The 25,002-nt window shown below is 43.9% G+C and carries 14 protein-coding genes; 6 read left to right on the top strand and 8 right to left on the bottom strand.

Annotation, left to right across the window (positions count from 1 at the left end; genetic code table 11):
- The first annotated feature begins 480 nt into the window (after nucleotides 1–480).
- The 5 genes from F0364_RS09065 (at nucleotide 481) to F0364_RS09045 (ending at nucleotide 6,796) form a co-directional block, all read left to right on the top strand.
- Nucleotides 481–1,170 (top strand): HAD family hydrolase, encoded by a 690-nt coding sequence (locus F0364_RS09065; protein WP_153797456.1) that lies wholly within the window; start codon nucleotides 481–483, stop codon nucleotides 1,168–1,170.
- 9 nt (nucleotides 1,171–1,179) lie between these two features.
- On the top strand, nucleotides 1,180–2,547 hold the full coding sequence (locus tag F0364_RS09060; RefSeq protein WP_153797455.1) for a PhnD/SsuA/transferrin family substrate-binding protein: 1,368 nt from the start codon (nucleotides 1,180–1,182) through the stop codon (nucleotides 2,545–2,547).
- Between the two features lie 203 nt (nucleotides 2,548–2,750).
- A complete protein-coding gene (locus F0364_RS09055; RefSeq protein ID WP_153797454.1) occupies nucleotides 2,751–4,340 on the top strand; it encodes a DUF1593 domain-containing protein in 1,590 nt (529 codons plus the stop codon).
- A gap of 12 nt (nucleotides 4,341–4,352) precedes the next feature.
- Complete coding sequence (locus F0364_RS09050; protein ID WP_153797453.1) at nucleotides 4,353–5,390, top strand: nucleoside hydrolase; 1,038 nt, start codon at nucleotides 4,353–4,355, stop codon at nucleotides 5,388–5,390.
- A gap of 95 nt (nucleotides 5,391–5,485) precedes the next feature.
- Nucleotides 5,486–6,796 carry a gluconate:H+ symporter gene (locus F0364_RS09045; RefSeq protein ID WP_153797452.1) on the top strand — a complete coding sequence of 437 codons (1,311 nt, stop codon included), beginning with the start codon at nucleotides 5,486–5,488 and terminating at the stop codon, nucleotides 6,794–6,796.
- Between the two features lie 338 nt (nucleotides 6,797–7,134).
- Here the strand turns inward: F0364_RS09045 and F0364_RS09040 are convergent, their stop codons facing one another.
- Nucleotides 7,135–7,947: a hypothetical protein gene (locus F0364_RS09040; protein WP_153797451.1), complete on the bottom strand. Its 813-nt coding sequence runs from the start codon at nucleotides 7,945–7,947 to the stop codon at nucleotides 7,135–7,137.
- 442 nt (nucleotides 7,948–8,389) lie between these two features.
- On the bottom strand, nucleotides 8,390–11,818 hold the full coding sequence (locus F0364_RS09035; RefSeq protein ID WP_207632584.1) for a two-component regulator propeller domain-containing protein: 3,429 nt from the start codon (nucleotides 11,816–11,818) through the stop codon (nucleotides 8,390–8,392).
- 625 nt (nucleotides 11,819–12,443) lie between these two features.
- Between F0364_RS09035 and F0364_RS09030 the strand changes: the two genes are divergently transcribed.
- The gene (locus F0364_RS09030) at nucleotides 12,444–14,852 is read left to right on the top strand and encodes a TonB-dependent receptor (protein ID WP_153797449.1); all 2,409 of its coding nucleotides are present in this window, start codon (nucleotides 12,444–12,446) and stop codon (nucleotides 14,850–14,852) included.
- A gap of 400 nt (nucleotides 14,853–15,252) precedes the next feature.
- Here the strand turns inward: F0364_RS09030 and F0364_RS09025 are convergent, their stop codons facing one another.
- The 6 genes from F0364_RS09025 to F0364_RS09000 all read right to left on the bottom strand — a co-directional run bounded on the left by F0364_RS09025 (nucleotide 15,253) and on the right by F0364_RS09000 (nucleotide 24,995).
- On the bottom strand, nucleotides 15,253–15,789 hold the full coding sequence (locus F0364_RS09025; protein ID WP_153797448.1) for a hypothetical protein: 537 nt from the start codon (nucleotides 15,787–15,789) through the stop codon (nucleotides 15,253–15,255).
- Nucleotides 15,790–16,006: 217 nt separating this feature from the next.
- Complete coding sequence (locus F0364_RS09020; RefSeq protein ID WP_153797447.1) at nucleotides 16,007–16,621, bottom strand: DinB family protein; 615 nt, start codon at nucleotides 16,619–16,621, stop codon at nucleotides 16,007–16,009.
- A 285-nt stretch (nucleotides 16,622–16,906) separates the two neighbouring features.
- Nucleotides 16,907–17,590, bottom strand: a complete 684-nt coding sequence (locus tag F0364_RS09015; protein WP_153797446.1) for a Type 1 glutamine amidotransferase-like domain-containing protein — start codon at nucleotides 17,588–17,590, stop codon at nucleotides 16,907–16,909.
- A 186-nt stretch (nucleotides 17,591–17,776) separates the two neighbouring features.
- Entirely contained in the window at nucleotides 17,777–18,247 is a 471-nt protein-coding gene (locus tag F0364_RS09010; protein WP_153797445.1) for a DUF1493 family protein, read from the bottom strand.
- Between the two features lie 705 nt (nucleotides 18,248–18,952).
- A complete protein-coding gene (locus F0364_RS09005) occupies nucleotides 18,953–19,468 on the bottom strand; it encodes a hypothetical protein (RefSeq protein ID WP_153797444.1) in 516 nt (171 codons plus the stop codon).
- The gene (locus F0364_RS09000; protein WP_207632583.1) at nucleotides 19,455–24,995 is read right to left on the bottom strand and encodes a DUF6443 domain-containing protein; all 5,541 of its coding nucleotides are present in this window, start codon (nucleotides 24,993–24,995) and stop codon (nucleotides 19,455–19,457) included. The genes F0364_RS09005 and F0364_RS09000 overlap by 14 nt, the downstream gene beginning before the upstream one ends.
- Nucleotides 24,996–25,002: the final 7 nt, after the last annotated feature.

Genomic DNA, 25,002 nt, shown 5'->3' with positions numbered 1-25,002 from the left:
CTAACATATCGCAGCTACGGAGCTTTGTGGTTGGCGGGCAATGTTTAATCACAAAGCTACCCGAAAGACAGTTGCCGGTTACCGGTTGCAGGTTACCAGTCTGTTGATGGGTAAGAGGTTGAAGTTTTTTTGAGGTTACAATGTGCAAGTGGCGCTAACATTGAACGTTAAACAAACGAACACTGAACAAACAAAGCCTCGTAGATGTTGCGTGTTTGTGAATGAGGAAAAAATCCACTCGTACTCCGGTACTGAATGAATTTGGTTTATCGCTTTCAACTCCATCCTTGCTTATGTTGCAATTTTCTGCTGCCATACTATACTGTGGGAAAAGCTGCATAGCGGACAAGGCGTACAAGAGTGCGACGCAACGGCTGCCTCATGCCTGTACTTCTGCCGGGCCCATAATTGTTTTTTGTGCAAGTAACCGGCAAACGCCTTAGCGGTAGCCGCATGCATAGAAATTGTATATATTAGTAAATGACAAAAATCATTTTCTGGGATTTTGACGGCACCCTTGGCTACCGGGAAGGAAATTGGGAGGCCGCTATATTTGAACTGGCGGCCAACAAGGCGACAGAGGCAAATTACCGTTTGGTAAGCAGCATGTTGCAGGATGGTTTTCCCTGGCACCACCCCGAAAGAGACTATACATACCTTACCAATGAACAGGATTGGTGGGATTATGTAACCCCTACCCTCGCCAGAATTTTTGAAGCCCTTGGTTTTGATAAAGAAGAGGCCGCCATAAAAGCAGCCGGTGTTAATGAGCAGTACCTGCAATTATCCAGTTGGAAATTGTATGAAGGCGCTTATGCCGCTTTGGAAGAAACAAAGCTTGCCGGCTGGAAAAATATTTTGGTTAGCAATAATGTACCCGGCTTTGGCCATGTGTTGCAGGCACTTTCGTTAAGCAGTTGTTTTGAAAAAATTTTTATTTCTGCTATCAGCGGTTTTAATAAACCCAATCCGCTTATCCTGCAAAACTGGTTGCAAGAGGCCGGGAATGTGTCAAAAATATTTGTAGTAGGCGACAGGTTGGAATCGGATATCGCTTTTGCCGAAAATATTTCTGCAGAAGGCCTGCTGGTGGGCCCGGCGCCGGCTAACGCACCTTACCGGCACTTTGATAATTTAGAAAAACTGAAACAATATATTCTGTCATATTAAGCTATAGCCATGCCTTCATTACGCATATCCCTTGTTGCCAGCCAGCCAGATAATGAATATGACGATGGGTTAAGAAAAGTTTTTACCAACCTAACCAGTCTTATTAACCAGCAAAGCCCGGCGCCGGTTTTTGATGCTATAGACTTCCTTAAATTCTCCTACAACGACGAGCCTTATATGATTACCCGCAATACGCTGGCAACCATACCCCCCGGCAAGTATATAAAATGCATGGATGTAATAGCCGGCAAAGTAACACCACTGTTCGCAGTGAAGAAAAACCACCAAAAGATACCTTACTTTTCTGCCTTCTTTATTGCGGCGAAAGATTCAGAAATAAACTCCATCAAGTCAGATAAAATAAAGCGGATATATCTTGTGTCGCCAGGCTCTACATCCGGCTATATAGCGCCCCTCTACAAACTTTGGGAGGCCGGTGTTATCAGCCAGCCTTCACCGGCAGGCATACAGGAGAAGAACTGGGAAATTATTTTTGCCGGTAACCAGCGGGATATAGAAAAAGAAATTATTAATGATAAAGAGGCCATTGGCTGTACAGGCCAGTTTAGCTACCAGGAAGAGCCGGAACTATGCCTGGTAAAACCTGTTTTACGTTATGATAACTTACCACAGGATGTTCTAATTATCAGTAACGATTTATTGCCCTACCGGGATGTTATAAGCAACTGGCTCACGACTATTTTTAATAAAGATCAAAACGGTGCATATATCCACGAAGCAGGGCTGACGCTAAGTGAATCATCGGCCAGGATATCCGGCCTGCACAGGATAGATGCGGAATATGAGAACGCCATTAACGATTTGAAGGAGATGATTCAACAGGTTACCCATCCGCCGGCAAAAAAAATTGCCGGAAACAACGGGACAATGCAACTGCCTGCAACCATAAAGATTTTCCTGGCCAGCTCGGCAGAGCTTGTGGAGGACAGAAGGTTGCTTGAAATTTTTATTGCACGGGAAAATAACGAACTGGTAAAAAAAGGCCGCTACATAGAGCTGATTATCTGGGAAAACTTCCTGGACGTTTTAAGCAAAGACGGCTTGCAGAAAGAATACAATAAGGCTATCAGGGAATGCGATATTTTTATCAGCCTGTTCTTTTCTAAAGTGGGTAAATACACAGAAGAAGAATTTGAAGTGGCATTTGGCCAGTTTACAGAAAAAAACAAACCGATGATTTATACCTATTTTAAAGATGCGCCCATATCTGCTGAAAATATTAGCGACGACATCCTGTCCCTGCTGAAATTCAAGAAAAAATTACAGGATCTTGGGCACTACCGCACCGTATATAAAACTTTCAGCGATTTGCAGAACCATTTAAAATCTCAACTGGAGAAACTGCATATTAGCTGATTATTTTGAGGAAACGCTGGAGATGCCTATCCGTTTCTTATCAACCAGGGCCTGTAACGCCGCCCAAAGAAACAACCGTACAAATGACTGCTTTGCCACGCAGGAATACTCAACAGGCGATACGATGAAATAATAAAGCTGGGTATATAGAACCTTCAGCTACTGTTAAGTAAAAGTTGTTTAACCAAAAGATGCCTTACTATATGAAGTCAGCAATTTCAATATTCCGCAAGCTGTTGGGTATTGGTCTCATAGCCCTGTGTATGCCGGCACTTATTAAAGCACAACACCCAAATACACAAACAAAGCCACGCATAGTAATTACTGCCGACCCTGAACTTGATGATAATAACTCGCTTATCCGTTTTTTGCTGTATAGCAGCGACGTTAATGTAGAAGGGCTCATTTATACCAGTAGCCAATACCACTGGAAGGGAGATGGCAAGGGAACGAAATGGTTTGTTCCTGGAAGAGAATATGCAAGATTTGGACTGGACACCTGCCCATGTACATCGTGGCGCTGGGCGAAAGACGAACGCTTTATTGATGATATTGTTGACGCTTATGCAAAGGTTTACCCGAACCTTAAAGTGCATAATCCAAACTATCCGTCGCCCGATGTGTTGAAATCAAAAGTACGCTTTGGAAATATTGAATTTGATGGAGACATTTCAAAAAACTCTCCAGGTTCTGACCTGGTAAAGACATTGATGCTTGATGACAAACCAGGAAAACTGTTTATAACCGCATGGGGCGGGCAAAGCACCATTGCAAGAGCATTAAAAAGTATACAGGAACAATATGAGTTTACAACGCAATGGGAAGCTGTAAAAAACAAAATCTCGCAAAAAGTAGTTTTGCTGCCGTCAGGAGACCAGGATGACACTTATCCCAAATACATTAAACCTAACTGGCCGGATATTGAATACCGTCAATTCAGCGGCGGGCCAAACTATGGTTACGGTGCGCAGTTACGTGCAAACGCAGAAGATTCAGTTTATTTAACCAGTTCGTGGATGAAAGAAAATGTTTCTGACCGTGGACCGCTGGGCAAATTATACCGGGTTTGGGGTGACGGTAAGCAGATGGTAAAAGGAGATATTATGGATTATTTTGGTTTCTCCGGTTACACGAATGAGCAGTTAAGGAGCATGGGCTACGTGGTATGGATGCCTGTGCAACCTAAAGGGTCATGGCTTGGTGAAGGCGACAATGCCACATTTATGAATATAACGGGTAATGGATTACGGGCTTACGAAGATGGATCTTACGGCGGCTGGGGTGGCAGGCAAATATCTAAACAAATAGTAAACCCTTTTGCATTGCCGGCAGGCGATACATCTCAGCAGGCAATGGTTACGGCACTCAGCACGATAAGTGAGCAGCCGGGTAAAAATGAAAATTCAGGCCCTGATTTTTTTCCTGCCGCTCAAAATGATTTTGCCATACGCATGAAATGGTCAGTAACATCAAAATATACTGATGCGAACCATGCACCTGTAATTACAATTGAAAATCCGCTGAATGTGCTGGCATCACCCGGAGAAACGATAAGGCTGAATGGAAATGTTACAGATCCCGACAAAGACAAAGTTTCGATAAAATGGTGGCAATACAAGGCAGGCACATATCCTGACACAGTAAGCATTTTAAACGGGAATGCAGCACAGGTAAAGGTTACTGTTCCTAAAGACGCGATTACAGCACAAACAATTCACATGATTATTGAAGCAAAAGATGATGGTTCGCCTTCTCTTACCGCCTATCAAAGAATAATTATTACTGTAAAGTAAACTACAACAACCATGTTCAAAAAGTTATTAAGCATTTTGCTACTGGCGGCAGCCACCTGTTCTGCATCAACAGCGCAGGAGGGTAACGCAAAGCTTTTTACAGATAGCCCCGTGCAACCAAGAATGCGTGTAATTATTGATAACGATTTTGGTGGCGACCCTGACGGGTTGTTTCAATTAGTGCAGCATCTTTTATCCCCATCAGTGGAAATACGCGGTATCATTGGCTCTCACCTAAGGGAGGGCGATGGATGGGACCCATCGAAAGAAAGTGCAACTCATGCAAAACAAAAAGCTGAAGAAGTATTGCAGATCATGAACCTAAGCAATACCTATAGTGTTTACCAGGGATCAAATTTTGCGCTGGAAAATGACAGTACAGCTCAAAAATCTGATGCAGCAAGCGCAATCGTTAAAGAAGCAATGAGAGATGATACTAAACTCCCGTTATACATCGTATGCGGTGCAGGCCTTACAGATATTGCAAGCGCATATCTTATGGAGCCAAAGATTGCCAATCGTTTAACCCTAATATGGATCGGTGGCCCCGAATACCCTGAGTTGGCAACTCCCCCTCCGGGCTATACAACACTTGAATACAACCTGGCCATAGATCTGAAGGCAGGACAAGTCGTTTTTAACCAATCAACCATACCCATATGGCAAATCCCAAGAAATGTATACCGCCAGGTTATGATGCCTTATTCCTCTTTATTGACGAGAGTTAAGACACAGGGAAAGATTGGCGAATATCTCACAAGCAACGTTGAACGCATTATGCAGATGTCAATAAAACATCATTTCAATGTCGGGGAGGTTTATATTGTTGGCGACAGCCCGTTGGTATTGCTTACCTCTTTGCAATCTTCGTTTGAACCGGATCCCTCCTCAAGTTTTTACGTACTGCGCCCGTCGCCGTTAATTAACAACCAGGGCATTTATGAAACAAATCATAAAGGCAGAAATATCCGTGTGTACACGCAACTGGATGTGCAATTACTGCTGGATGATCTATATTCAAAACTTATTCTGTTCAACACCCGCAAATAAACGACTATGAATACACAGATAGGCCCCGGGCTAACGGCACCCGTTATTCTTTGGCCTGGCACTGTTATTCAACATTATCCGCCGTATATTAGAACATGACAATTCTCATTACTGTCACCGGTATTCTTGTATTAGTGTTCCTTATTTCTTACGTAAGGCTAAACACTTTCCTGGCATTTTTAATTGTGAGCATCGGCTTAGGGTTGTTGCTTGGCTTGCAGCCCATACAACTGATGAAGAGCATACAGGATGGCATTGGCAGCACACTGGGTTCTATTGCAGCCATTATAGCATTGGGTGCTATGCTGGGCAAACTGGTAGGCATAAGCGGCGCTGCCGAGCAGATCTCCGCGAAAATGACAACCTGGTTTGGCGTTAAGCACATACGCTGGGCTTTTATGGTAACAGGCTTTATAGTTAGCCTGCCCTTGTTTTATTCCGTAGGCTTTATGCTATTGGTACCCATAGCCATTACCGTTGCGGTTAGAAATAACTTACCCGCTGTTTATGTTGGCTTGCCTTTGCTGGCCTCACTATCCGTAACACAAGGTTACCTGCCGCCCCACCCTGCCCCGTTGTTTTTGGTTAAACAACTAAATGCAGACATGGGTTTAACCCTGCTTTACGGCATCATTATTTCTGTGCCTGCTATTTTAATATCAGGGGGATGGTATGGCTCCACTGTTAAAAAGTACAACACACAACCCAACCTTTCTTTCGTAGCGCCTCCGGCAGCAACGCACCAGCTCCCCACGGTTTCCATGAGCGTTCTTACCCTGCTGCTGCCCATACTGCTGATTGGCGGCAGCGCACTTATAGTACCTTTTACAGCAAACGGAGCAATAAAGAATTGCCTGCTCTTTGTTGGCGATGCCACTGTTAGCCTGATAATAACCATTGTATTCGCCCTGTTTTCACTGGGCATTTTTAAGCGCCACAACAAACAGCAGGTAAATGAGCAGCTTACCATAGCAGTTAAAGAAGTGGCTTCTCTTTTATTGATTTTTGGCGGCGCCGGGGCTTTGAAACAGGTGCTTACCGATGGTGGTGTATCTCAGTTGATTGCAGGGCAATTGCAAAACGCGAATATGAACGCTTACGTGCTGGGCTGGAGTATTGCCGCGGTAATCCGTGTTTGCGTTGGCTCTTCAACCGTTTCTGGTATTACTACCGCAGGGTTTATAGCGCCGCTGCTGGCAACAACTTCAATTAACCCCAACCTGATGGTATTAAGCATTGGCGCAGGCAGCATGATGTTTTCTCATGTAAACGATACCGGCTTCTGGCTGTTCAGGGAATATTTTCAACTGTCATTAAAAGACACCATCAAAACATGGTCTGTAATGGATACGCTGGTATCGGTTATGGGGTTGATAGGTGTGCTGGTGCTTTCCTGGTGGGTGTAAAAAAGCATGCATGTATAGAAAGGGGCATTGTTATACTGTGTCAAATAAATACTGGGAAAGAGAATATTTAGATACCAGCGACGGTATTTCATGGCATCGCCTGTTGCGTCGCAAGCACTTCATCGTTCGGTTTTTCATGGGGACTTTTAAGCGGGTATTAGTAGGGCTTCTGTAAAATTTTGCATCCCTATGGCCTCAAAACACTACAATCACACGGCCAAAACCTAGCTTAAGAGGCAGTCTTTGGACCGCATCTTATTTACAATCTAAAGGGCCGATTTATGCTAACTCTCCAGATAGAAGGAGTAACCGGAGAATTCATTAAAGATTCATTATGATCAAGAATACAGCGTGCTTTTCTTATACTCAATTTTTTTCTTCTTAAGTATTTCAATATCACCATCTAACACATCCACACCTATATATGCGTACTCTAATTGATTAAAATTTTCTATAAACTTAACACAATCCAGGGAAGCGCATCTGTAAATATAGAGCGACTGCAGGTTGATCATTTTTTCCACACTTCTATAACTTTTGATATTCCAGCATAATTCAAAATAAATTTTTGTAATCTTAGAAGAGATTTTTTCAAGTTGGGATATATCAGAAAGTTTCGGGGCTGAGTAGATTTTGAGTTTATTTATAGCTGATAAATATTCAACGCCATTCAAATCCTCCAAAGAAGAAAAAAACAAGTTCAAATTGTTGAGGTTCTTCATAGAGCTAAACATACTAACGTCTTTAAACGGCCATCTCCACATAAATAAATTTTCTATTTGCTCACAATTTTCAATACCCTTGTAGTTCTTTTTATTCCAGTAAACAAATAAATGTTTCAAATCAGCAAAATTTTTGAAGTCAAGCTCTCCTTTATATTTATTGCCAGGCACTGAGAGATACTTCAGCTTTCTTAGATAGTTTAAAGGCGAGACATCACAATCATCTGCTACAATCTGTATTCCTTCAATCCATGGATTTCTCTCAACAAAATCTATTCTACCCCCCTCTTTCCATCCAAACATAGGATTTAATATAAAATTGGTAACCCCCTGATTTTTAGCGACACCTAAACATTCATCAATATTGTTGAAGTCAAGATGCGCAAACAAAATATCAGCATCAATACTTCGCTTTAAATTCAGTTCCATGTGCCTAACTCTATTTTGGTGTATTATTTAAGTTTAAAACTTTTTCAATAATTCCGCCATTCATTTTAAGCGTTTCCCTTTCTAAATCGTTCAACTTATCAAACCCGCTGTCCTCTTAGGTAGTTACTTTCGAATGAGAATATTCATAAGTAGTATCTTTAGTTTCAGTTGTCTCACCGGTGCGTACACCCTCGCACCAGGCAATCCGAAATTACCTGACAGCTAACCGCTGTATCCAATGCAATGTAACGCTGATGGTGGCGGGGATGCGTAGCTTGATCAACCATACACAATGCCCCCTACCCGGGTCTGAAAAGCCGCCATAACTACCGAACGTACACGCTGTGCGACGCAAGGAACGATGCCATGAAAATCCCCGGCCGGGCTCATAATAATGCATAACGCCCAAGAACCTGGCTTCATCCAGGTTATTACTTACCCTTTAGGCAGGCAAGGTAATTATAAAGCTGGCCCCCTCCCCCTCTGTTGTTTGCAACTCAAGTTTTCCCTGGTGCTCCTTGGTGATGATATCGTAGCTAAGGCTTAGGCCCAACCCTGTGCCCTGCCCTGTGGGTTTGGTAGTAAAAAAGGGTTGAAATATTTTGTTGACGATAGACTGGGGAACACCATTGCCATTATCGCTAACGGTTACTTCTACAGCAGATGCCAACCTTTTAGTGGTTACAGTTACGGTTGGCTGGTAGCCCGGCGGGGCTGATTTCTGTTTTTCAGACGCCGCATAAAACGCATTATTGAAAAGGTTGAGCAATACCCGGCTTATATCCTGCGGCACCAGGTTTACAGGGCCAACGGTTTTATCAAAACTTGTTTTCATGGATGCATTAAACGAGGGGTTCTTTGCCCTTAAGCCATGATAACTTAACCGCAGGTATTCATCAGCAAGGTCATTAATGTTCGCAGGTTCTTTCTGGCCGGTACTTTTACGGGAGTGCTGTAACATGCCTTTTATAATGGCATCTGCACGTTTGCCATGCTGCAGTATCTTTTGTGAATTAAGTGCGATATCATCTGCTATTGCCTGCGCATCGCCGGCGTTGCCCTTGTCAAGCTCTTCTTTCAGTTCACTTACAAGCTCCGTATTTAACTCTGAAAAATTATTGACAAAATTGAGCGGGTTCTGTATTTCATGCGCTATGCCGGCTGTAAGCTCGCCCAGCGATGCCATTTTTTCTGATTGTACCAGTTGGCCCTGGGTAGCCTTAAGCTCAGCAAGGGATTCGTTTAACTGGCGGGTGCGCTCATTTACCTTTTCTTCCAGTACCTTATTTTCTCTTTTAAGCTTTACAGACCGGTAGGCTATGATAGCAGACACACCCACCACAAATGCTGTTACATACAATACCCAGGCCCACCAGGTTTGCCACCAGGGTGGTGCAACAGTAACCGTTATGCTGTCTGCCTTTTCGCTCCAGGCGCCAAGGCTGTTAACCGCTTTTACATGAAAGGTATAGGTGCCCGGTGAAAGATTGGTATATGTTACCTGGCGTTGCGTACCGCCATCAACCCAGTCATCATCATAACCTTCCAGCATATACATGTAACGCACCAGTTTAGGGCTTTGAAACTGTATACCTGTATAGTGAAACGTAAGCCGGTTTTCGTTATGGCGCAACTTCAGATTGGTTTTGTCAAATGTTACAATGGACGAATCAGTGGCCTCACCGGCGCCATCCTTATCAAAAGAGATTGATTCAATATGCACTATGGGCAACATTGTATTGCCGGGTGAAAAATCATCAGGGTTCCATACCATAAACCCTTCTTTGGTGCCGGTAATAAAACGCCCGTCGCCCGTTCTGAAAATATTAAATGAAATGGGCTCGCCAGGCAAACCATTCTCCATCGAAATATTGCGTACCTGGTTGTTTTTGGGGTTAAGTACAGAAAGCCCCCTGGGCGATACCACCCATAAATTGCCCGCTTTATCTTCATTAATGCCCCAGCTTCCGTTGTATAACAATCCATCAGCTTCAGTAAATCTTTTATAGCGTTGCGTGCCGGAATCAAAACGAAACAGGCCACTCATATAAGAACCGGCCCAGATGTTTTGTTTACTGTCCGCATATATGTTCATGATAGTACTGAAGCCGGGTATATTCCTGGGCCAGGAAGTGAATGTATTGGTTTGCCTGTTAAACTTATTGAGGTTTCCATTGTTGGTGCCTATCCATATATTGCCTTGCGGGTCTTCGCAGATGCTTTGCACCTGGTCGTCATCCAACGCACCGTTAGGGGCCTCAACAGCGCTGTTGAAACCGGTATTGTTTATATAACGGTACCTGGTAAACCTGCCGGCTGTTTTATCAAAAGTGCATACACCATTTCCAAAAGTACCTACCCATAACAGGCCGGTATGGTCTACCAGCATTTGTTGTACATTATTTCCGGGTAATGATGAGGTATCCTTTTCATCATGCTGGTAGCCTGTTACTTTTTTAGTAAGGGGGTTGTAACTGTAAATGCCGTTAGGCGCACCGGTATTGTTATACTGGCTGCACCATACCAACCCTTCTTTGTCTACTACAACCGTTGAAGTGAATAAACTGCCACCTGCCTGTTTGTTTAAAACCACCAGCTTAAAAGAATCGGCGCCAGCACTCCACTGGTATAAGCCATTGGCGGAGCTTATCCATAAGCTGCCATCTGCTGATGCCGCAAATTTATTAGCTGAGTTTCCACTAAAATGGTGGGGTTTACCGGGGTTATATTTATACAGTGCAAACCTGCTACGCTCTGTGTTTATCCATTGCAGGCCTATTTGTTCCGCGCCAATCCACAGCATGCCATCTTTAGCCAGCATCATTGTTCTTATGGTATTGCTCTGCAGGTTAACGGCATTTACACCGCCGGTGGTGTAACGGGTAAATGTTTTTGTATCGCTGTTAAAAAACAAAACTCCCCTGCCTGTTTTACACCAAAGGTTGCCCTTACCGTCTTTTTCCATAGCAGTTATGTAATTGTCTGCCGAGTTTTTCCGGGCATCTGCGGGTATAAAGTTTTCAAAGCTGTTTGTGCTGGTGTTATAAACTGACAGGCCGGTATCTGTAGCAATCCACAAATAGCCCTTTTTGTAATTTTTAATGTCCCATATTTCGTCTGTAAGTAAACTGTTGGGGTTACCAGCTTCATGTTTTATTACCTGCAGGCCACGCTGCCGGGTATCATAACGCCAAAGCCCTTCATCTTTAAGAGGCTTAATACTCCAGGCGCTAACCCATAAGATGCCGGGGTGCAGGCTGTCCTCCGCAATTTTGGCAACTGCCTTTTGGCGGCTGCTGTCGGCGGTATTAAAATGCCCGGTAAAGCTCCCTGTTGCTGCATCATAGTTGTACAGGCCATTGTCAGACCCTGCCCAGATAGCGCCTTTGCTATCCTTAAACAGGTCGTAAAACGAACCCGCGTTCAGGCGGCGCCCGCCCTGTTCATTTTTATTGTAGTGTGTGGTTTTTTTTGTTTGTGTGTTGTAAAAAGCCAGCCCTGCCGTTTGCTGTTGCAGGTTACGCACTACCAGCCACAGGCTTCCATTATTATCTTCCAGGATTGTTCTGACAGCATAGCTGTCTTGTTGCTTGTTTGAGGCATTTAATTTACAGCGAACAAAATTATCCGTCGCCCTGTCGTAATAAAACAATCCTTCATAGTAAGTGCCTATCCACAGCGTGCCTTTCCTGTCTTCGTAAATAGTAATTATGTTAGACAGGTTGCCATCCCCCGTTGTAAGCCCATAAATTTTTGTCTGGTAGCCATCAAACCTTACCAGGCCATTCTGGGTGCCTATCCAGACATAGCCATGCCTGTCCTGCAGCAAACAGTTTACTGTTCCCTCCGGCAAACCTTCCTTAACACCCATAAAATTAAAATGCAATTGCCCCGAAACCGGAAGCTGCGCATATACGCAAATACCAAACAACATCAACAAAATTGTAAAGACATTTTTCATCATAGCAATACGGAAAGATAATGCAGGTTTACATAACATGCGCCAGGCAGGAGTAACAGATGTTGCTGGCAGGGCATCGTTGTAAAAATTTCCGGCGACGACCAGGAGAAAGAAAAGAATATTACAGATACCAGCGACGGTATTTCATGGCACCGCCGGTTGCGTCGCAATCCTTTCATCGTTCGGTTTTTATGGCGCCTTTTAAGCGGGTATTATTTAACGGATCTGCCTTTAAGAGGCCCCGGCTGCCAACATTGAAACTTGAACAAAAGGATATTCAACAATGGCAACCTGCTGCACATTGCCGCACAGAATTACCGAACGTACAAGAGTGCGACGCAAGTAAAGCCCGATAGTAGTACGTCCTGCCGGGCCCATAAATTTTCCTGTACCTGTGTGCAGAAAATATCAATTGAATGCTACCTGCTGATTATTGATTATCACCGGTAAAATTCCCGAATTCAACACTTTATTTCCCCATTTCGTTACCCTGGCGTATATCGCCGGGCTACTTTCGCCGCGAAAATTTCGCAGCATGAAACTAACCTATTTAATTGCCTTTCTGTTCTTATGCCTCAGTTCATTTGCCCAAAACGGAACCATTAAAGGAACCATCAAAACTTCTGACGGCAAGCCGGCCGCATCAGTGAGCATAACCCTTAAAGGAACCCAAAGGGGTACTGTTGTAAACAGGCAGGGGTATTACGAACTTAAAAACATTTCACCCGGCAGTTATATACTGTCGGCTTCTTACATAGGCATCGAAACCAAAGAAACAGCGGTGAAGGTTTTACCGGGAGAAACGGTAACGGTGGATTTCTCACTTATTGAAACACAAAATCAGTTGAGAGAGGTAATCATATCTTCCAACCGCTCCAAAACAAACAGCGAATACGTTGCTAAAATGCCCCTGAAGAACCTTGAAAACCCGCAGGTGTATAATGTTGTTTCTGCAGACCTGCTTAAACAACAGGCGGTTACCAGCTATGACGATGCATTGAAGAATGTACCCGGTGTTTTTCGCCTTTGGGAATCAACCGGCCGTGACGGGGACGGGGGGTCTTATTTTTCCATACGTGGTTTTGAATCGCAGGTTACTATGCTTAACGGGCTGCCCGGCCTTACCAATGGCAACCTGGACCCTGCCAACCTGGAGCGGATTGAAGTGATCAAAGGGCCTTCAGGTACATTATTCGGTACCCCTGTTGTTAGCTATGGCGGCCTGGTAAACAATGTTACCAAAAAGCCTTATGCAGATTTTGGTGGCGAGATTGGATATACAGCGGGCAGTTTTGGTTTAAGCCGCCTAACCGCGGATATTAATACACCTTTAACCAAAGACAATGCATTGCTGGTACGCATTAATACGGCCTACCACAACGAAAACAGTTTCCAGGATTATGGTTTCAGGAAAGCATTCTTCCTGGCGCCCACTGTTTCTTACAAAGCTTCAGACCGCCTCTCGTTCCTGCTGGTGTCTGAATTTATGCAGGAAGAAAAAACCAACCCCCTGATGATATTTTTGGGCAGGAGCGCACCTTTGCAGTTTAAAGACCTGGATGATTTAAACTACGACAGGAAGCTATCGCTTACCAGCAATGATCTTTCCATTAAGTCGCCGCGTTATAATGTACAAACGCAAATGATTTATAAACTGTCCGACAAATGGACTTCACAAACCGTACTGTCTAACGGGCAGGCAAATTCAGACGGGTATTATACCTATCTCTACGACAATGAAGACGGGCAACGCGACTTTGGCCTGTGGGTTACAAAAACACAGTCAACTACCAACACAATTGATGTTCAGCAAAATTTTACAGGCGACTTTAATATCGGTTCGTTTAGAAACAGGGTGCTCGTGGGGCTGGATTATTTCAGCAGAACCCAGAACTCCGCCGGCACAGGCTACGAAAGGATACACAATGTAAACCTGCAGGGAGAAATAAACTACAGGGACCCCTATAACCCGGGGCATGACTTACCCAGGGTAACCTATTTAACCCGTGCATCTGTTGATGCGCTGCTGGCTACCAGCACACCTTACCCTTACGCACCAAAGGACAAAGCTTACAGTGCGTATGTGTCAGACGTATTCAATATCACTCCCCAGCTATCTGCCATGGCCAGCCTGAGGGTTGATCATTTCAAGAACAGCGAATTCGGGCAAACTGCATTGTCCCCAAAGTTTGGCATAAACTACCAGCCCGTTAAAGACCAGGTGGCCCTTTTTGTAAACTATATGAACGGCTTTAACAATGTGGCCCCGGGTGCTGTAACGGATGAGAATGGTAACTCAACAGGTGAAGTGAAGAATTTTAAACCGGAGCAGGCCAACCAGTTTGAAGCCGGCATTAAAACAAACCTGGTGGGCAACAAATTAAATGCAACTATCAGCTATTATAACATTACCGTAGATAACGTGGTAATTGCAGACCCCACCCGTCCTTTTACTTCTATACAGGGCGGAAAGTCACGCAGCAGAGGCTTTGAAGCCGATATTCAGGCCAACCCCGTAAACGGGTTGAGCATTATATTGGGCTATGCTTACAACGACAGCAAGATACTGAAAGGGGACATCAGCAACAGTTGGTATGAGGAAGGTAAGCGGCCGTTGGATGGCGGCTCGCCCCACCTGGGCAATTTCTGGGTTAACTATAAGTTATCCAACAGTAAATTAAGCGGCCTGGGCATTGGTTTTGGCGGCAACTATGTGGGTGAATATTTAACCATCAACCTGGCTTCTACAGGTAATTTCGCCATCCCCTCCTACACCACCCTTAACGGCAGTTTATTCTATGATGCGGATAAGTTTCGTTTAGGCTTTAACCTTAACAACATTACCAACAAAGGTTATGCAGGCGGATGGAGTACAGTAAACCCCCAAAAGACCAGGAATTTTGTGTTCAGCCTGTCTTACAAGTTCAGGGGGCACGGCAACTAATTTGGTTTAAAAGGATAGTCTTATCTACGCCCATGCAGGTATGGTTACTTGTATGGGCGTATTAATTATGGGTACACCGCCCTGCGGTTGTGGAAATGGTGGAAAAAGAAGAATGTTTCAGGTACCAGCTACAGTATTTCATGGCATCGCCTGTTGCGTCGCAATCCGTTCATCGTTCAGTTTTTCATGGGGGACTTTTAAGCGGGTATTGATAAGGCCATCCTGAAGTAGCGCATTCTAAAAAGGGTGGGAACGAGGGAATTTATCTATTTATTTATGGTCATTTGCATCTTCCCTGCCGCAAAGTCAGTTGAAGAAGGCTATTGCTGAGAAGTGCTTTGAGATGGACACTGTTCGGAGAAAGAAGACATGCTTCTGCAAATACAAATGCTGGCTGCATCTATTGTTTATAAATGTCAAATTTTATTGTGTCATATACAATACACAATGAGGTGTCAGTTAAAATTGCTTGTCTGCCAAGCTTAAAATCTAAGGGTATATTTATGTTAACTGTGTCTTTGTTTTGCGAATAGTTGCCCCAATAATAAGTCACACCCCAATGATCACGTTTCTCTCCTTTTAAATGTCCGCCTTTTTTAAAATCCAATATAAAACCACCGTCACTTCCAATTTGATAAGTTGCCGCAGTAAAGACAGATCGTAAATTGCCAATGGCTTCTCTTTTCGCAGAGTGCCAATAAACTATACAAAGTCCGAGAATGCAAATCATTGCTGGAAGAAATGGCATGAAATGCTTGCTACTTATGAATCTTTTTGTGGCTAAGAACGTAAAAATGAACATTAATGTCCAAAGAATAATTATAGGAATGTGGTCTAACCAATCAAAAAATAAAGTTGATTCTTTAATTGAGCGAAATTCCGCAAATATTGCTAGTCCGCTTGAAGCTAAAGCCAGTATAACTGTCAAGGATTTCATGAGCTAAACTTTAGTCACAGCTAACAAGCAGGGCCTTATGCGGGTTGGAAATTAGTTTGCCTTCTGCTCAGAATCGCTGTTGGTTGAAAAACTACTGATGAAATTAAAAACAAAAGTTGATTGTTATACGACTACCCGAACATAAGCTGGTATTAGCAATTTGTTTATGTAACAAGTCGAGCCCAACTTGCATAAAAAACCCAATGTTACTTCCGATTCATTTCGGAAAACCTACTGCATGTTTAATTCTGTAAATCTGTTTCAAATGCCTGTCTGTATGACCAAAGTGGACAACCATTAAAGCATGTATACTTCTTCTTTGCTCTTTTCCCCATCTGTATGTATAATGTGCCTTCAAGTCATAGGTTGTATTTTTTATGAACTCAATTATGTGATTCCTGCCAAACAAAAAGAAAGTGAGATTATCTGCTCCTTTCATAAATCCTAAAGGTTCTGCATTCCATTCGGCTTTATGAGGGCTTGGATCATTCATCCAATTGATATAAGAAGTATCAGGCAAGGAAAGGCTATCCAGTAGCGGGTCCGGCTTGGAGCTCAGCATAATGTCCGCTTCCTGTGCAAAAATCCTCTCATATAAGCCCAAGTGTTCAAGAACCTGTCCTATTGACCACTTTGTTGAATCTTCCTTAAATGACCATTGCGCTAAGGTTAAATCTTGTGTTTCTTTGATAATCTCAAGTTTTGTCCTTTCCAGGTTTTCAACTAAGAACTTACGATCTGAGTCTGTCCACAGTTGTTCTTTTTGACTAAATACCTTGTTAGATACAACAGCAGAGGTCAAGAAAAGCATTAATATAAAAGTCTTGGTCATAAGATAATTCTTGAATGTTATATATCACAAAATTTGCAGCCAAAGGCCAGGTATTAACGAAGGTTTGGAATTAGTACTGCCCGACTTGAAGTTGAGTTGCGCACAATTACCTATTGACATCCCAAAATAGAACTAAAATGACAACTCAAGAAAGTGGCATCCCTCCGCAGCCCATTAAACCAAAGATTACCTTCATTCAAAATCCATAACCCATTTACCCGGCACCGAAGGTTCAGTCAACATCGGTTTAAACCGACCTCCTCCGCTACGTTTAAGCCATATATCTTAGCTATTCGTTTTCCTCTCAGGATAAAACAGATTCCACTTTCCCTCGGAAATCACTTCTACATTATTGTCAATAACTTTAATCGCTGTATTGTCGTCTATTGCATAAGATGGTACAGGTAATGTCTTTGCTAACTTTTCCAGGTTTGATAAAGAGTTTTCCGGGAACCATTCATGGTCAAGATGAGGATGTATTGCAAAATCAACGATGCCCAATGATTTGTGTGTTTCTTTTGGCAAAGTATGGTTACCATACGTGGTTCCAAACGATGTCATTATCATACTTCCGGCACTCAAACCTACATACACAATTTTCTCTAACAGTGACGGTAACATCTCTGTCAGTCCAGACTGTTGCATCCAATAGCATAAGAATTGACAGTCACCACCACCAACCAGCAGGGCGTCAGTCTCCTGGAGCATTGTTACCCAAAGTTCCTTTTTCATTGTGGGTAGTGCTGTAAGCTCTAACAACCCCAAAGACTTCCATCCAGCTTCGCAAAATGGGTCGCCTATTGTTCCGCAAATCACTTTTCTTATTATTTCAGCGCCTCCGGGTATGCCGTAAATAGCCGTAGGAATAAAAAGGGCTTTTGACTCCTCAATTGGTTTACCCAACAGCTCAATCAATGCCTTGCGAATGCTTTTATTGCTTATGCCAGCCGAAGTGAGAAGAAGCTTCATTGTTTTTTTGAGTTGTGCTTGCTTTCATTAAATGTTCTGAAGTTACTTTTACAATAACTGATAACGGGTCAACTGTTGCTGTCAGCAGGTGTATTGGAAAACTACAGTTTCACTTACTTCCTGTTGATGAATAAAGACACTCAGGTTTAGAATGTATTCTTCAGTGCCTATTGCAGCAAAACCATGTTATAAGGTTTTAGTCAATCTCACTATAACATCTTTTCGTAGACTATATTTTCCGGTTAAATACCAGGTAAGCATGTCACCAAAGGTCATGTCCATTGTTTCCCTGTTCCAATCGGGTAGCAGTTGCTTATTGGTCCAGTCAACTTTACCAAATGTCAGCATTTTAACAAGCCAATGAACAAGGACTATCGGCAGCGACAAAAGCATCCAAAAAGCCACTCCTGAACCAAACAGTTCGCCTTCCCAAAGAAAGTGTTTTGAGTAATCAAAGCCTGTCGTATCCAACTTGTATTTTGTCACAAATTTTTCAAGAAGTTCATAATTATCGTCACCTGCACATCCTAAGTCATCTTCAATTTTAGTCTTTAAAGAAAATACTTCGCCGCCAACTTCTGTTTCAACAAAGGACTTTACCTCAATATAGGCTTGACGCAAAGTTTTAAATTCACCATATAGTACAGTAGGTATCATAAAATGCGGTATAAGAATAAATATTTTTAATTCCCACACACAAGATATCCAAAAACTACGGCATCAACTGTAATGGATATCAATTGTTTACTTTTCTATTGTTCTCTAAAGGGGAGTTGCGGATATACCTATGCAAACAAATATCAGCGGAAAGCGCCGCACTTGTTTTTTTATTTGCAGTTGCACCCCCTCTCCGCAAAGTCACTTGCAGGAGATTGTGGCGGATAAGTGCTTTGAATGCACATTGTGCGGAGAGAAAAAGATAAAGCAAGCCGCTACTGTGTTATCTGTATTGTCATTCGTGGGCTTAACCAGAATATAAATTATTTGGGGCTTTCAGCACCACTACATTGCTCAACTGTAGTCCCGGCTTTACGCTGCAAGTCCTCACCACTCGTTCCTCGTGGTTGCGGGCTTTCCGCTCCAATCCGGCAGCCATTAGACGACAGGATTACTATTGGGCTTTGCCCGCAGGATAGCTTTGTAGCACTTCCCTCAACATTACCCCGGCAGGTGACAACACCTGCCGGGGCATTTAGGGCTTATCAACACCAACGACTGCGAAGAATAAAAAGCCGCCGGCTTTTACACCAGCGGCTTTTGCGTTTTATCTTAACAGGTACAAGTAGCAAACTCACAAACCCGAGCTACTTATACTTGCGCCAGCACGGTGCGTCAGAAAACTCGGAAATACTATTCCCAGCTCTACCTACGAGACTGATCATACACCCAATTTAATTGTATATCCTTTGGCATCTTATTGATTAAATATCTTTTTAAGCTCTCCTTTAATTTATAAGTGTGTTCCTGATATAAGACATTGTAATTCCTGTCTATTAAAAAAGAATCACAATTACTTTGCTGCTTCTTAATAATCAACATACGCGCAAAAATAAATTTTTCATTAGTTGTATCTGCACCAGAAAAACTTAGTAGAGAATCAGCAATAAAGTCTTCAAAATAAAATAGCTCATGAAGGCTGTCGGACTCAACACCCGTTTGATAAGTTCGTTTATTATAAGGTGCAAAAATCGATTTTTGTTCAAGGTTAAATCTGAACAAACCTTGATCAGCCCACCCATAATTTACATTCCTAGGAGTTAAATAGCAACTTATTTTTGTTTTCTTTTGCTTTATTGTAGCGCTAACAAATAACAGAAGTAAAAGACCAAAAATCTTTCCCCTATGTTTTGACATCCATTTTTTTTTAACTTTCTTCATTAGAAGTAGTATTTTTTGCCTTAAACAATTTTTTTGCACCATGGCTAGTTCTTTTTTTGTCTTCTCCATTTCCCCCATCACCATTTTTTAATTCTTTGGATTTATTGTTTGTTTCACCAATCGCCTTCTCTTCTTCTTTGTCGCCGAATTTTCCAGCAGCAGTTAACATGTCCTTTACAAATTGTAAGAGATTCTCGTTAGCATGCTGCCCATGCTTAAGTTCATGGAAAAAAATCATCGCTGGAGAATGCGCATTTCCATCTTCATCTACACCTCCAGTCAAAGGATTCCATGATATAGAACCTAAATCTTTTGAATCAACCGCTTCAGCACTTGTAACACCCGCAGCATCACCCTTGTAATCTTTTGACTTTTGACCATTAATGGTATACTCTCCGGCATGATAAACGGCTGCTCCATCTACATTTTTTACTTGAATTATACTCAAAGTTCCCTCCGCGTTCTCCATCTTGTTAAACATAGGATCCTTTAAATAGGCTTTAGCCTCATTATATGCTTTTAATATTGCTGAATTTTCCATCCCTTTTTCTATAACAGTTCCTGATTTACTTATTGTGGCAACTGTATTCATTTTATCATCATAAAGGACAACGTCATTTCCATCCGGATCTTTAAAGATTATTGGATTATTTAGGCAATAAGTGTAAGGTGACGCAGCAACATATTTTGCGCTTAAAGGATCTGTAACATGCCATCTTCCTATCTGCGCATCATACATTCTCGCTCCATAATCATACCACTCCAACCCTGCACCATCACTAAACTCCTTTTCCTGCTTTTCCTTTCCATTATACTCAAACTTATTATCCATCTTACCTGCGGCTCTCGAAGATATCCCCGCCATCGTCAAGCCGAATGGATAATAGTGGCTCTCCTCCAACAACCTCCCCCTCACATGCGTCACCTGCAGATTATCAAAGAACACATTAATATCCGTACTCTCATTGCTCACATATACATAAAGATATCCATTCTTTGTCAGCTCAACCCCGGCCTTGTTGTGCTGTTTAAACTCATCATCCGCACCCACCTGCTCAAAGCCACTGTTTTTACCGTCATTGGTTACTACCGGCTTAAACTGCTCATCCAGCAATACCCAGTTCAGGTAAGCTTTCGGCTTGCTGCTGGTATAGTTGTTGGTATTACGATCATCCAACAGGTCGGTTACCGGCTGTGTCAGTATCCCGCTCGTTAACTGGCCGGTGGCCACTTTACTGCCCGGTGCAGCAGGTATCGCAGTGGTCAATGCCGTTACAATATTGGTTATAGCGCTGTTTACATTGTTGGGGTTAGCAGGCACACTGTTATTCGTCCACCAACTGCTGGCATGTATGTTCACCTTGTCCCCCGCCATTACTTTCAATACCATGCTGCTGCCCACCTTCGTGGCATCACCCTTCAGCTTATGGATAAAATTATTCGGGTCACTATACCCGTCATTCTGCGGATAGCCAGGTACACCCGTCTTGTCAACCCGCACACCCGCAGCATCCGGTATGCTGTAGTAGGCTTTCTCACTGTTCAGCGTAGCCGTTTCCAATGTCGCCGCTGGGTAGGCATCTGTTTGCTGTTCTTCTGTCAGCACCATCCGCACATTGCCCAGGTGGTCCTTCAGCATAAAGTCATACACAAAACTGCCATCATCCTTCTTGCGTATCCTGCCCTCTTCCTGCGGTAAAAACTGCAACACATCATCCTCGTAAATACCCGCCAGGTACAGCGTGGTTTTGGCAGGTTTGCCTGTCTCTTCCACAATCTTCTTCAGCTTGTTGCCTGTAGCATCATAAATGTATTTTATCGTTCCTTTACCGGTTACAGTAACAGTATAAGGTAGATTCAGATGATTGTACACAATACCACTCATGTCTTTGTTCTTATCGCTCACCATGTTGCCGTTCACATCATAACTGTAGTCGGTATAACTCGCAGCGTTCGGTACTTCCTTCGTACCCAGTACGCCCATATAAGCTGTCGAACTCCTGAAGTCCCCCAGCTTCGTGTTTACATCATTCACACCGTCTATTACATTCAGCAGTTTGTTGCTGTTAGGCAGGTAAGTGTAGGTCAACTGGTCAATGGTACTGCTGCTGTTCACTTTCACCCCCTTCTGGTTCATCGTGCGTATATTGCCATTGGCATCATAGCTAAGGTTGCTCACCGAAAAATCAATCTTGTCGCTCACATCGAAAATGCCCGTAGCCAGGTTGTATTGTTTAAAAGGTGCACTCTTCAAACGGTTGGCCGCATCGTATGTAAAATCATACTTGCGTACCTGGTCATCACCTGTGCTTTTCCACACCGTTCCGGTAATGTTGCCGTTATACGCCATATCCGCAAAAGCACCGATGGAACTGCCTCCCGAAGCCTTGATATCCGTCTTGTCATAACCTAAATCAAAACCAAAATAGTTGCTGGTACTGTCAAGTGTCTTGGCATAATCACGGTTGGCGCCCAGCAGCCAGCCGCGGATATTGTAATCGTAGGTCAACGTTTCAAGTGGCTGCAAAGTATTGTCCGGATTGATTCCCAGTTTCTTCGTCTTCAGTTGCCCCAATTCATTATATGTATGCTGTACAATTACCTTCCAGCTTCCGCTGTTGTTCAGCATTTTTTCCGCCTTCGTCAGCCTGCCGCCATGGTCGTATGTATTCCTTCCCGTTATCTCATAACTGCGGTCAGCGCCGCCCAGCTTTTCATGGCGCAGGTGGCTGGACAACGGTTTGCCGCTAAAATCATACAGGTTGGTCATAATATCAAGCCCGCCGCTTACATTCACAGACTGTATCTGCACTGCCCTGTTGCTCTCATCATAAAATGTCACCGTTTCCATCCATTTGCCCAGCGAAAGATTATTCGGGTCTTCCAGTACCCTTACCCTCGTACCGGTTGGCAAGCCCCTTACAATCACATTATTGGCAGACGGCATTGCTTCCGCATTAGGATTAGTACCAGCAGAAACCTTGCTATTATAATTGGCTGTAAAAGCTTTCGCCGTCCAGCTATAATCATCATAAAAATTATGCGTCAGTGGGTATACCGTGGCAGAAGATGGTAACGGGTTAATATTAACACTGATAGAATTACTAAAAGCAGTAGGGCTCCCCGCGGCAATCTCCGCTGTAAATTCAGCGCCGCTTTCCGATACAAATTCACCTTCAAAAACAATATTGTTCGTAGCCTTATAGCTGGTTACCCCAGCTTCACGGCGGTTCACCGTAAGGTCTGCCTGCCTGCCCGGCACATGGTCACCGCTGATGGGTGTGCCCGCCGTATTATCAGCAAGCCCTTTTACATGGTTCCGCAAATTATCCGCTGTGATGGTATAAGCCATAATGCCCGTCTGCACCGGCCTGTTCAACTCATCGTACATCGTGTAGCTCCACTGGTTCTTGCCACGCTGCACGGCATCCTGCGCAAACACCAGCCGGTTGCGGTTATCATACACCATGTACACCAAACCGGCCCCGGGTACTTTCTTCAATATCATACGCCCACGCTCGTCATATTCATAACGGAAGCATTGCTCATTCAATATATCCCCCGACAGTGCATTCATGTTCCAGCTATTGCTGTTCAGCAGTTCCACACCCGCAGGCTGCACTACGTACCGGAGGTTACCACGGTAATCATAAATATAGTAGGTACAAAGCCAGCCCACATGGGCGTTTCCCGGCGTCGTGGCCACCTGTACTTTTTTAAGGATAACCTTTCCCGCCACATCCGTATATTGTACCACCTGGTTGCCTTCTTCATCTGCTGTTACATTTTCAAACAACGTTCCCGCACTATACATAGATGTCGTTACAGGTACACTGCCTGCGGCAAAGGCAATGGTCCAGAGGCGCACACTGTCCGAAGCTGCATTCACCCTGTATTGTGCTGTAACGCCTCTACCCGATCCCGTCCAGCTAATGCCCGGCGCCAGGGTGCTTGTTACCCTGTTGAGGGGGGATGGCTCATATTTTGTCTGCCCGTAATAATATTCTTCTCCTGCAAACTGGCTGGCGTTAAACGCGTACTGGTCAGCCATCGCCGTGTATTTAAGTTCGCCGTTGTTGCTGGCTGCCACATAAGGCAGGTACTTGCTCTGCTCCCTTCCAAAACCATCATACTCGATAACGCTCACCATGTCTTTCTGCAAAGGCGTCTGCCGCCACGCTACCGTTTGTACGGGCCTTCCCAGCCCGTCAAAATACTGCGTCACCTGTGCCACATCAGAAGGGCTGCTGAGCGCTTCCGCGGCATTGGTATCAAAAACACCGGGTTTCAAAATATCCCTTACACGGGTAAAGTTCAGGTCAGGCACACTGCTGCTCACGGTTACTTTCGACTGGTTGGTAAACACCGTAATACCGTTGGAAGTCTGCGCCAGCCTGAACCATTTGTTCGCACTCAACGTACCGGGCGCATAACTTAAAGTGGCGGCGCCGGCGATGGGGTTAAAGTTGTTTTCGTTTCCGTCCACCGAGCTTTGCCATTGATAGCTATAACTGCCATCGCCACCCGTTGGTTTGGTGCCGGTAATAGCGCCGGGGTTGCCACCGGGTGCAATGGTAATATTGGCCGGGCTTATTATACCTGCCTTAAATTCAGGATAAACCGTTACAACGGCGGAGCTGCTGTAAGCGGTAACACCATTACTTTTAACAGCCACACGGTAATAAGTGGTCGCGGTAAGTTGCCCGGGGGTATATTCAAGCCCCCCGAAAGAAATATTTGTCCATGTGCTGTTATTGGATGAGGATTGCCATTGGTAAGTATAGGAATAAGTTCCCCCGGTAACACCGGTAATAGATAAAGCCGCCGGTACGCTATTGTAGTTAATGCTTTGCGATGCCGGGCTTACTGCGCCGCCCGTTACCGGCTGTATCGGGTTGGGCGGGTTAAGTATCACGGATGCGCCGCTGGTATAATCAATCGTATTGGTGGTTGTTTCTGTTACCTTCCGCCTGTAGTAAGTTGTACGGGTGGCGGGGCTGGAAAACGACAGGTCTTTAGCGGTGGCCCCTTGTAATGTTGTATAAAATACACCGTCCGGGCTTTGTTCCCACTGATATACATAATTGCCTGTTGAACAGGTACCTCCATTGGCAGCGCTGCACACGATCGTCGCCGGTACAGTATTATAATTAATGATCTGCGAATGGCCGGAAGTAAAACTTCCTTTATTGAAAGGTGGCGCTATCGTAATGCTGAAAGAGGCATTTCCTGCGGGAGAGGTAAGGGTAATTGCACCATAATTAGACCAGGTAACAAGTATTGTCACAATACCCGGGCCGTCATGGCTACCAGAATTTCCACCCGTAGAAAGGGTACCTCCCGACACGGAATAACTAAAATCAGCATCGCCGGTGTAATAAGCGGAGACGGTATAACTGTACTGCGTGCCCGCCAGCACACAGGTAGGGCCGTTGATGCTGGCCTGGGCCTTTATCAATTGGCTACAGCCTAATGAGAGGATTGTCAAAAACAAAAGCCGTATAGCAGGTTTATAAGTAGCGTTCATTTTATAT

Source organism: Foetidibacter luteolus, assembly GCF_009650435.1.
GTDB lineage: Bacteria > Bacteroidota > Bacteroidia > Chitinophagales > Chitinophagaceae > Foetidibacter > Foetidibacter luteolus.
Note: the sequence above shows the minus strand (reverse complement) of the source record. Positions and strands in the feature narration are given on the sequence as shown.

What these genes read in the sequence shown, in the direction of transcription:
- F0364_RS09065 (WP_153797456.1), top strand. Translation starts at nt 481, where the DNA reads ATGACAAAAATCATTTTCTGGGATTTTGACGGCACCCTTGGCTACCGG.
- F0364_RS09060 (WP_153797455.1), top strand. Translation starts at nt 1,180, where the DNA reads ATGCCTTCATTACGCATATCCCTTGTTGCCAGCCAGCCAGATAATGAA.
- F0364_RS09055 (WP_153797454.1), top strand. Translation starts at nt 2,751, where the DNA reads ATGAAGTCAGCAATTTCAATATTCCGCAAGCTGTTGGGTATTGGTCTC.
- F0364_RS09050 (WP_153797453.1), top strand. Translation starts at nt 4,353, where the DNA reads ATGTTCAAAAAGTTATTAAGCATTTTGCTACTGGCGGCAGCCACCTGT.
- F0364_RS09045 (WP_153797452.1), top strand. Translation starts at nt 5,486, where the DNA reads ATGACAATTCTCATTACTGTCACCGGTATTCTTGTATTAGTGTTCCTT.
- F0364_RS09040 (WP_153797451.1), bottom strand. Translation starts at nt 7,947, where the DNA reads ATGGAACTGAATTTAAAGCGAAGTATTGATGCTGATATTTTGTTTGCG.
- F0364_RS09035 (WP_207632584.1), bottom strand. Translation starts at nt 11,818, where the DNA reads ATGGGTGTTAAGGAAGGTTTGCCGGAGGGAACAGTAAACTGTTTGCTG.
- F0364_RS09030 (WP_153797449.1), top strand. Translation starts at nt 12,444, where the DNA reads ATGAAACTAACCTATTTAATTGCCTTTCTGTTCTTATGCCTCAGTTCA.
- F0364_RS09025 (WP_153797448.1), bottom strand. Translation starts at nt 15,789, where the DNA reads ATGAAATCCTTGACAGTTATACTGGCTTTAGCTTCAAGCGGACTAGCA.
- F0364_RS09020 (WP_153797447.1), bottom strand. Translation starts at nt 16,621, where the DNA reads ATGACCAAGACTTTTATATTAATGCTTTTCTTGACCTCTGCTGTTGTA.
- F0364_RS09015 (WP_153797446.1), bottom strand. Translation starts at nt 17,590, where the DNA reads ATGAAGCTTCTTCTCACTTCGGCTGGCATAAGCAATAAAAGCATTCGC.
- F0364_RS09010 (WP_153797445.1), bottom strand. Translation starts at nt 18,247, where the DNA reads ATGATACCTACTGTACTATATGGTGAATTTAAAACTTTGCGTCAAGCC.
- F0364_RS09005 (WP_153797444.1), bottom strand. Translation starts at nt 19,468, where the DNA reads ATGAAGAAAGTTAAAAAAAAATGGATGTCAAAACATAGGGGAAAGATT.
- F0364_RS09000 (WP_207632583.1), bottom strand. Translation starts at nt 24,995, where the DNA reads ATGAACGCTACTTATAAACCTGCTATACGGCTTTTGTTTTTGACAATC.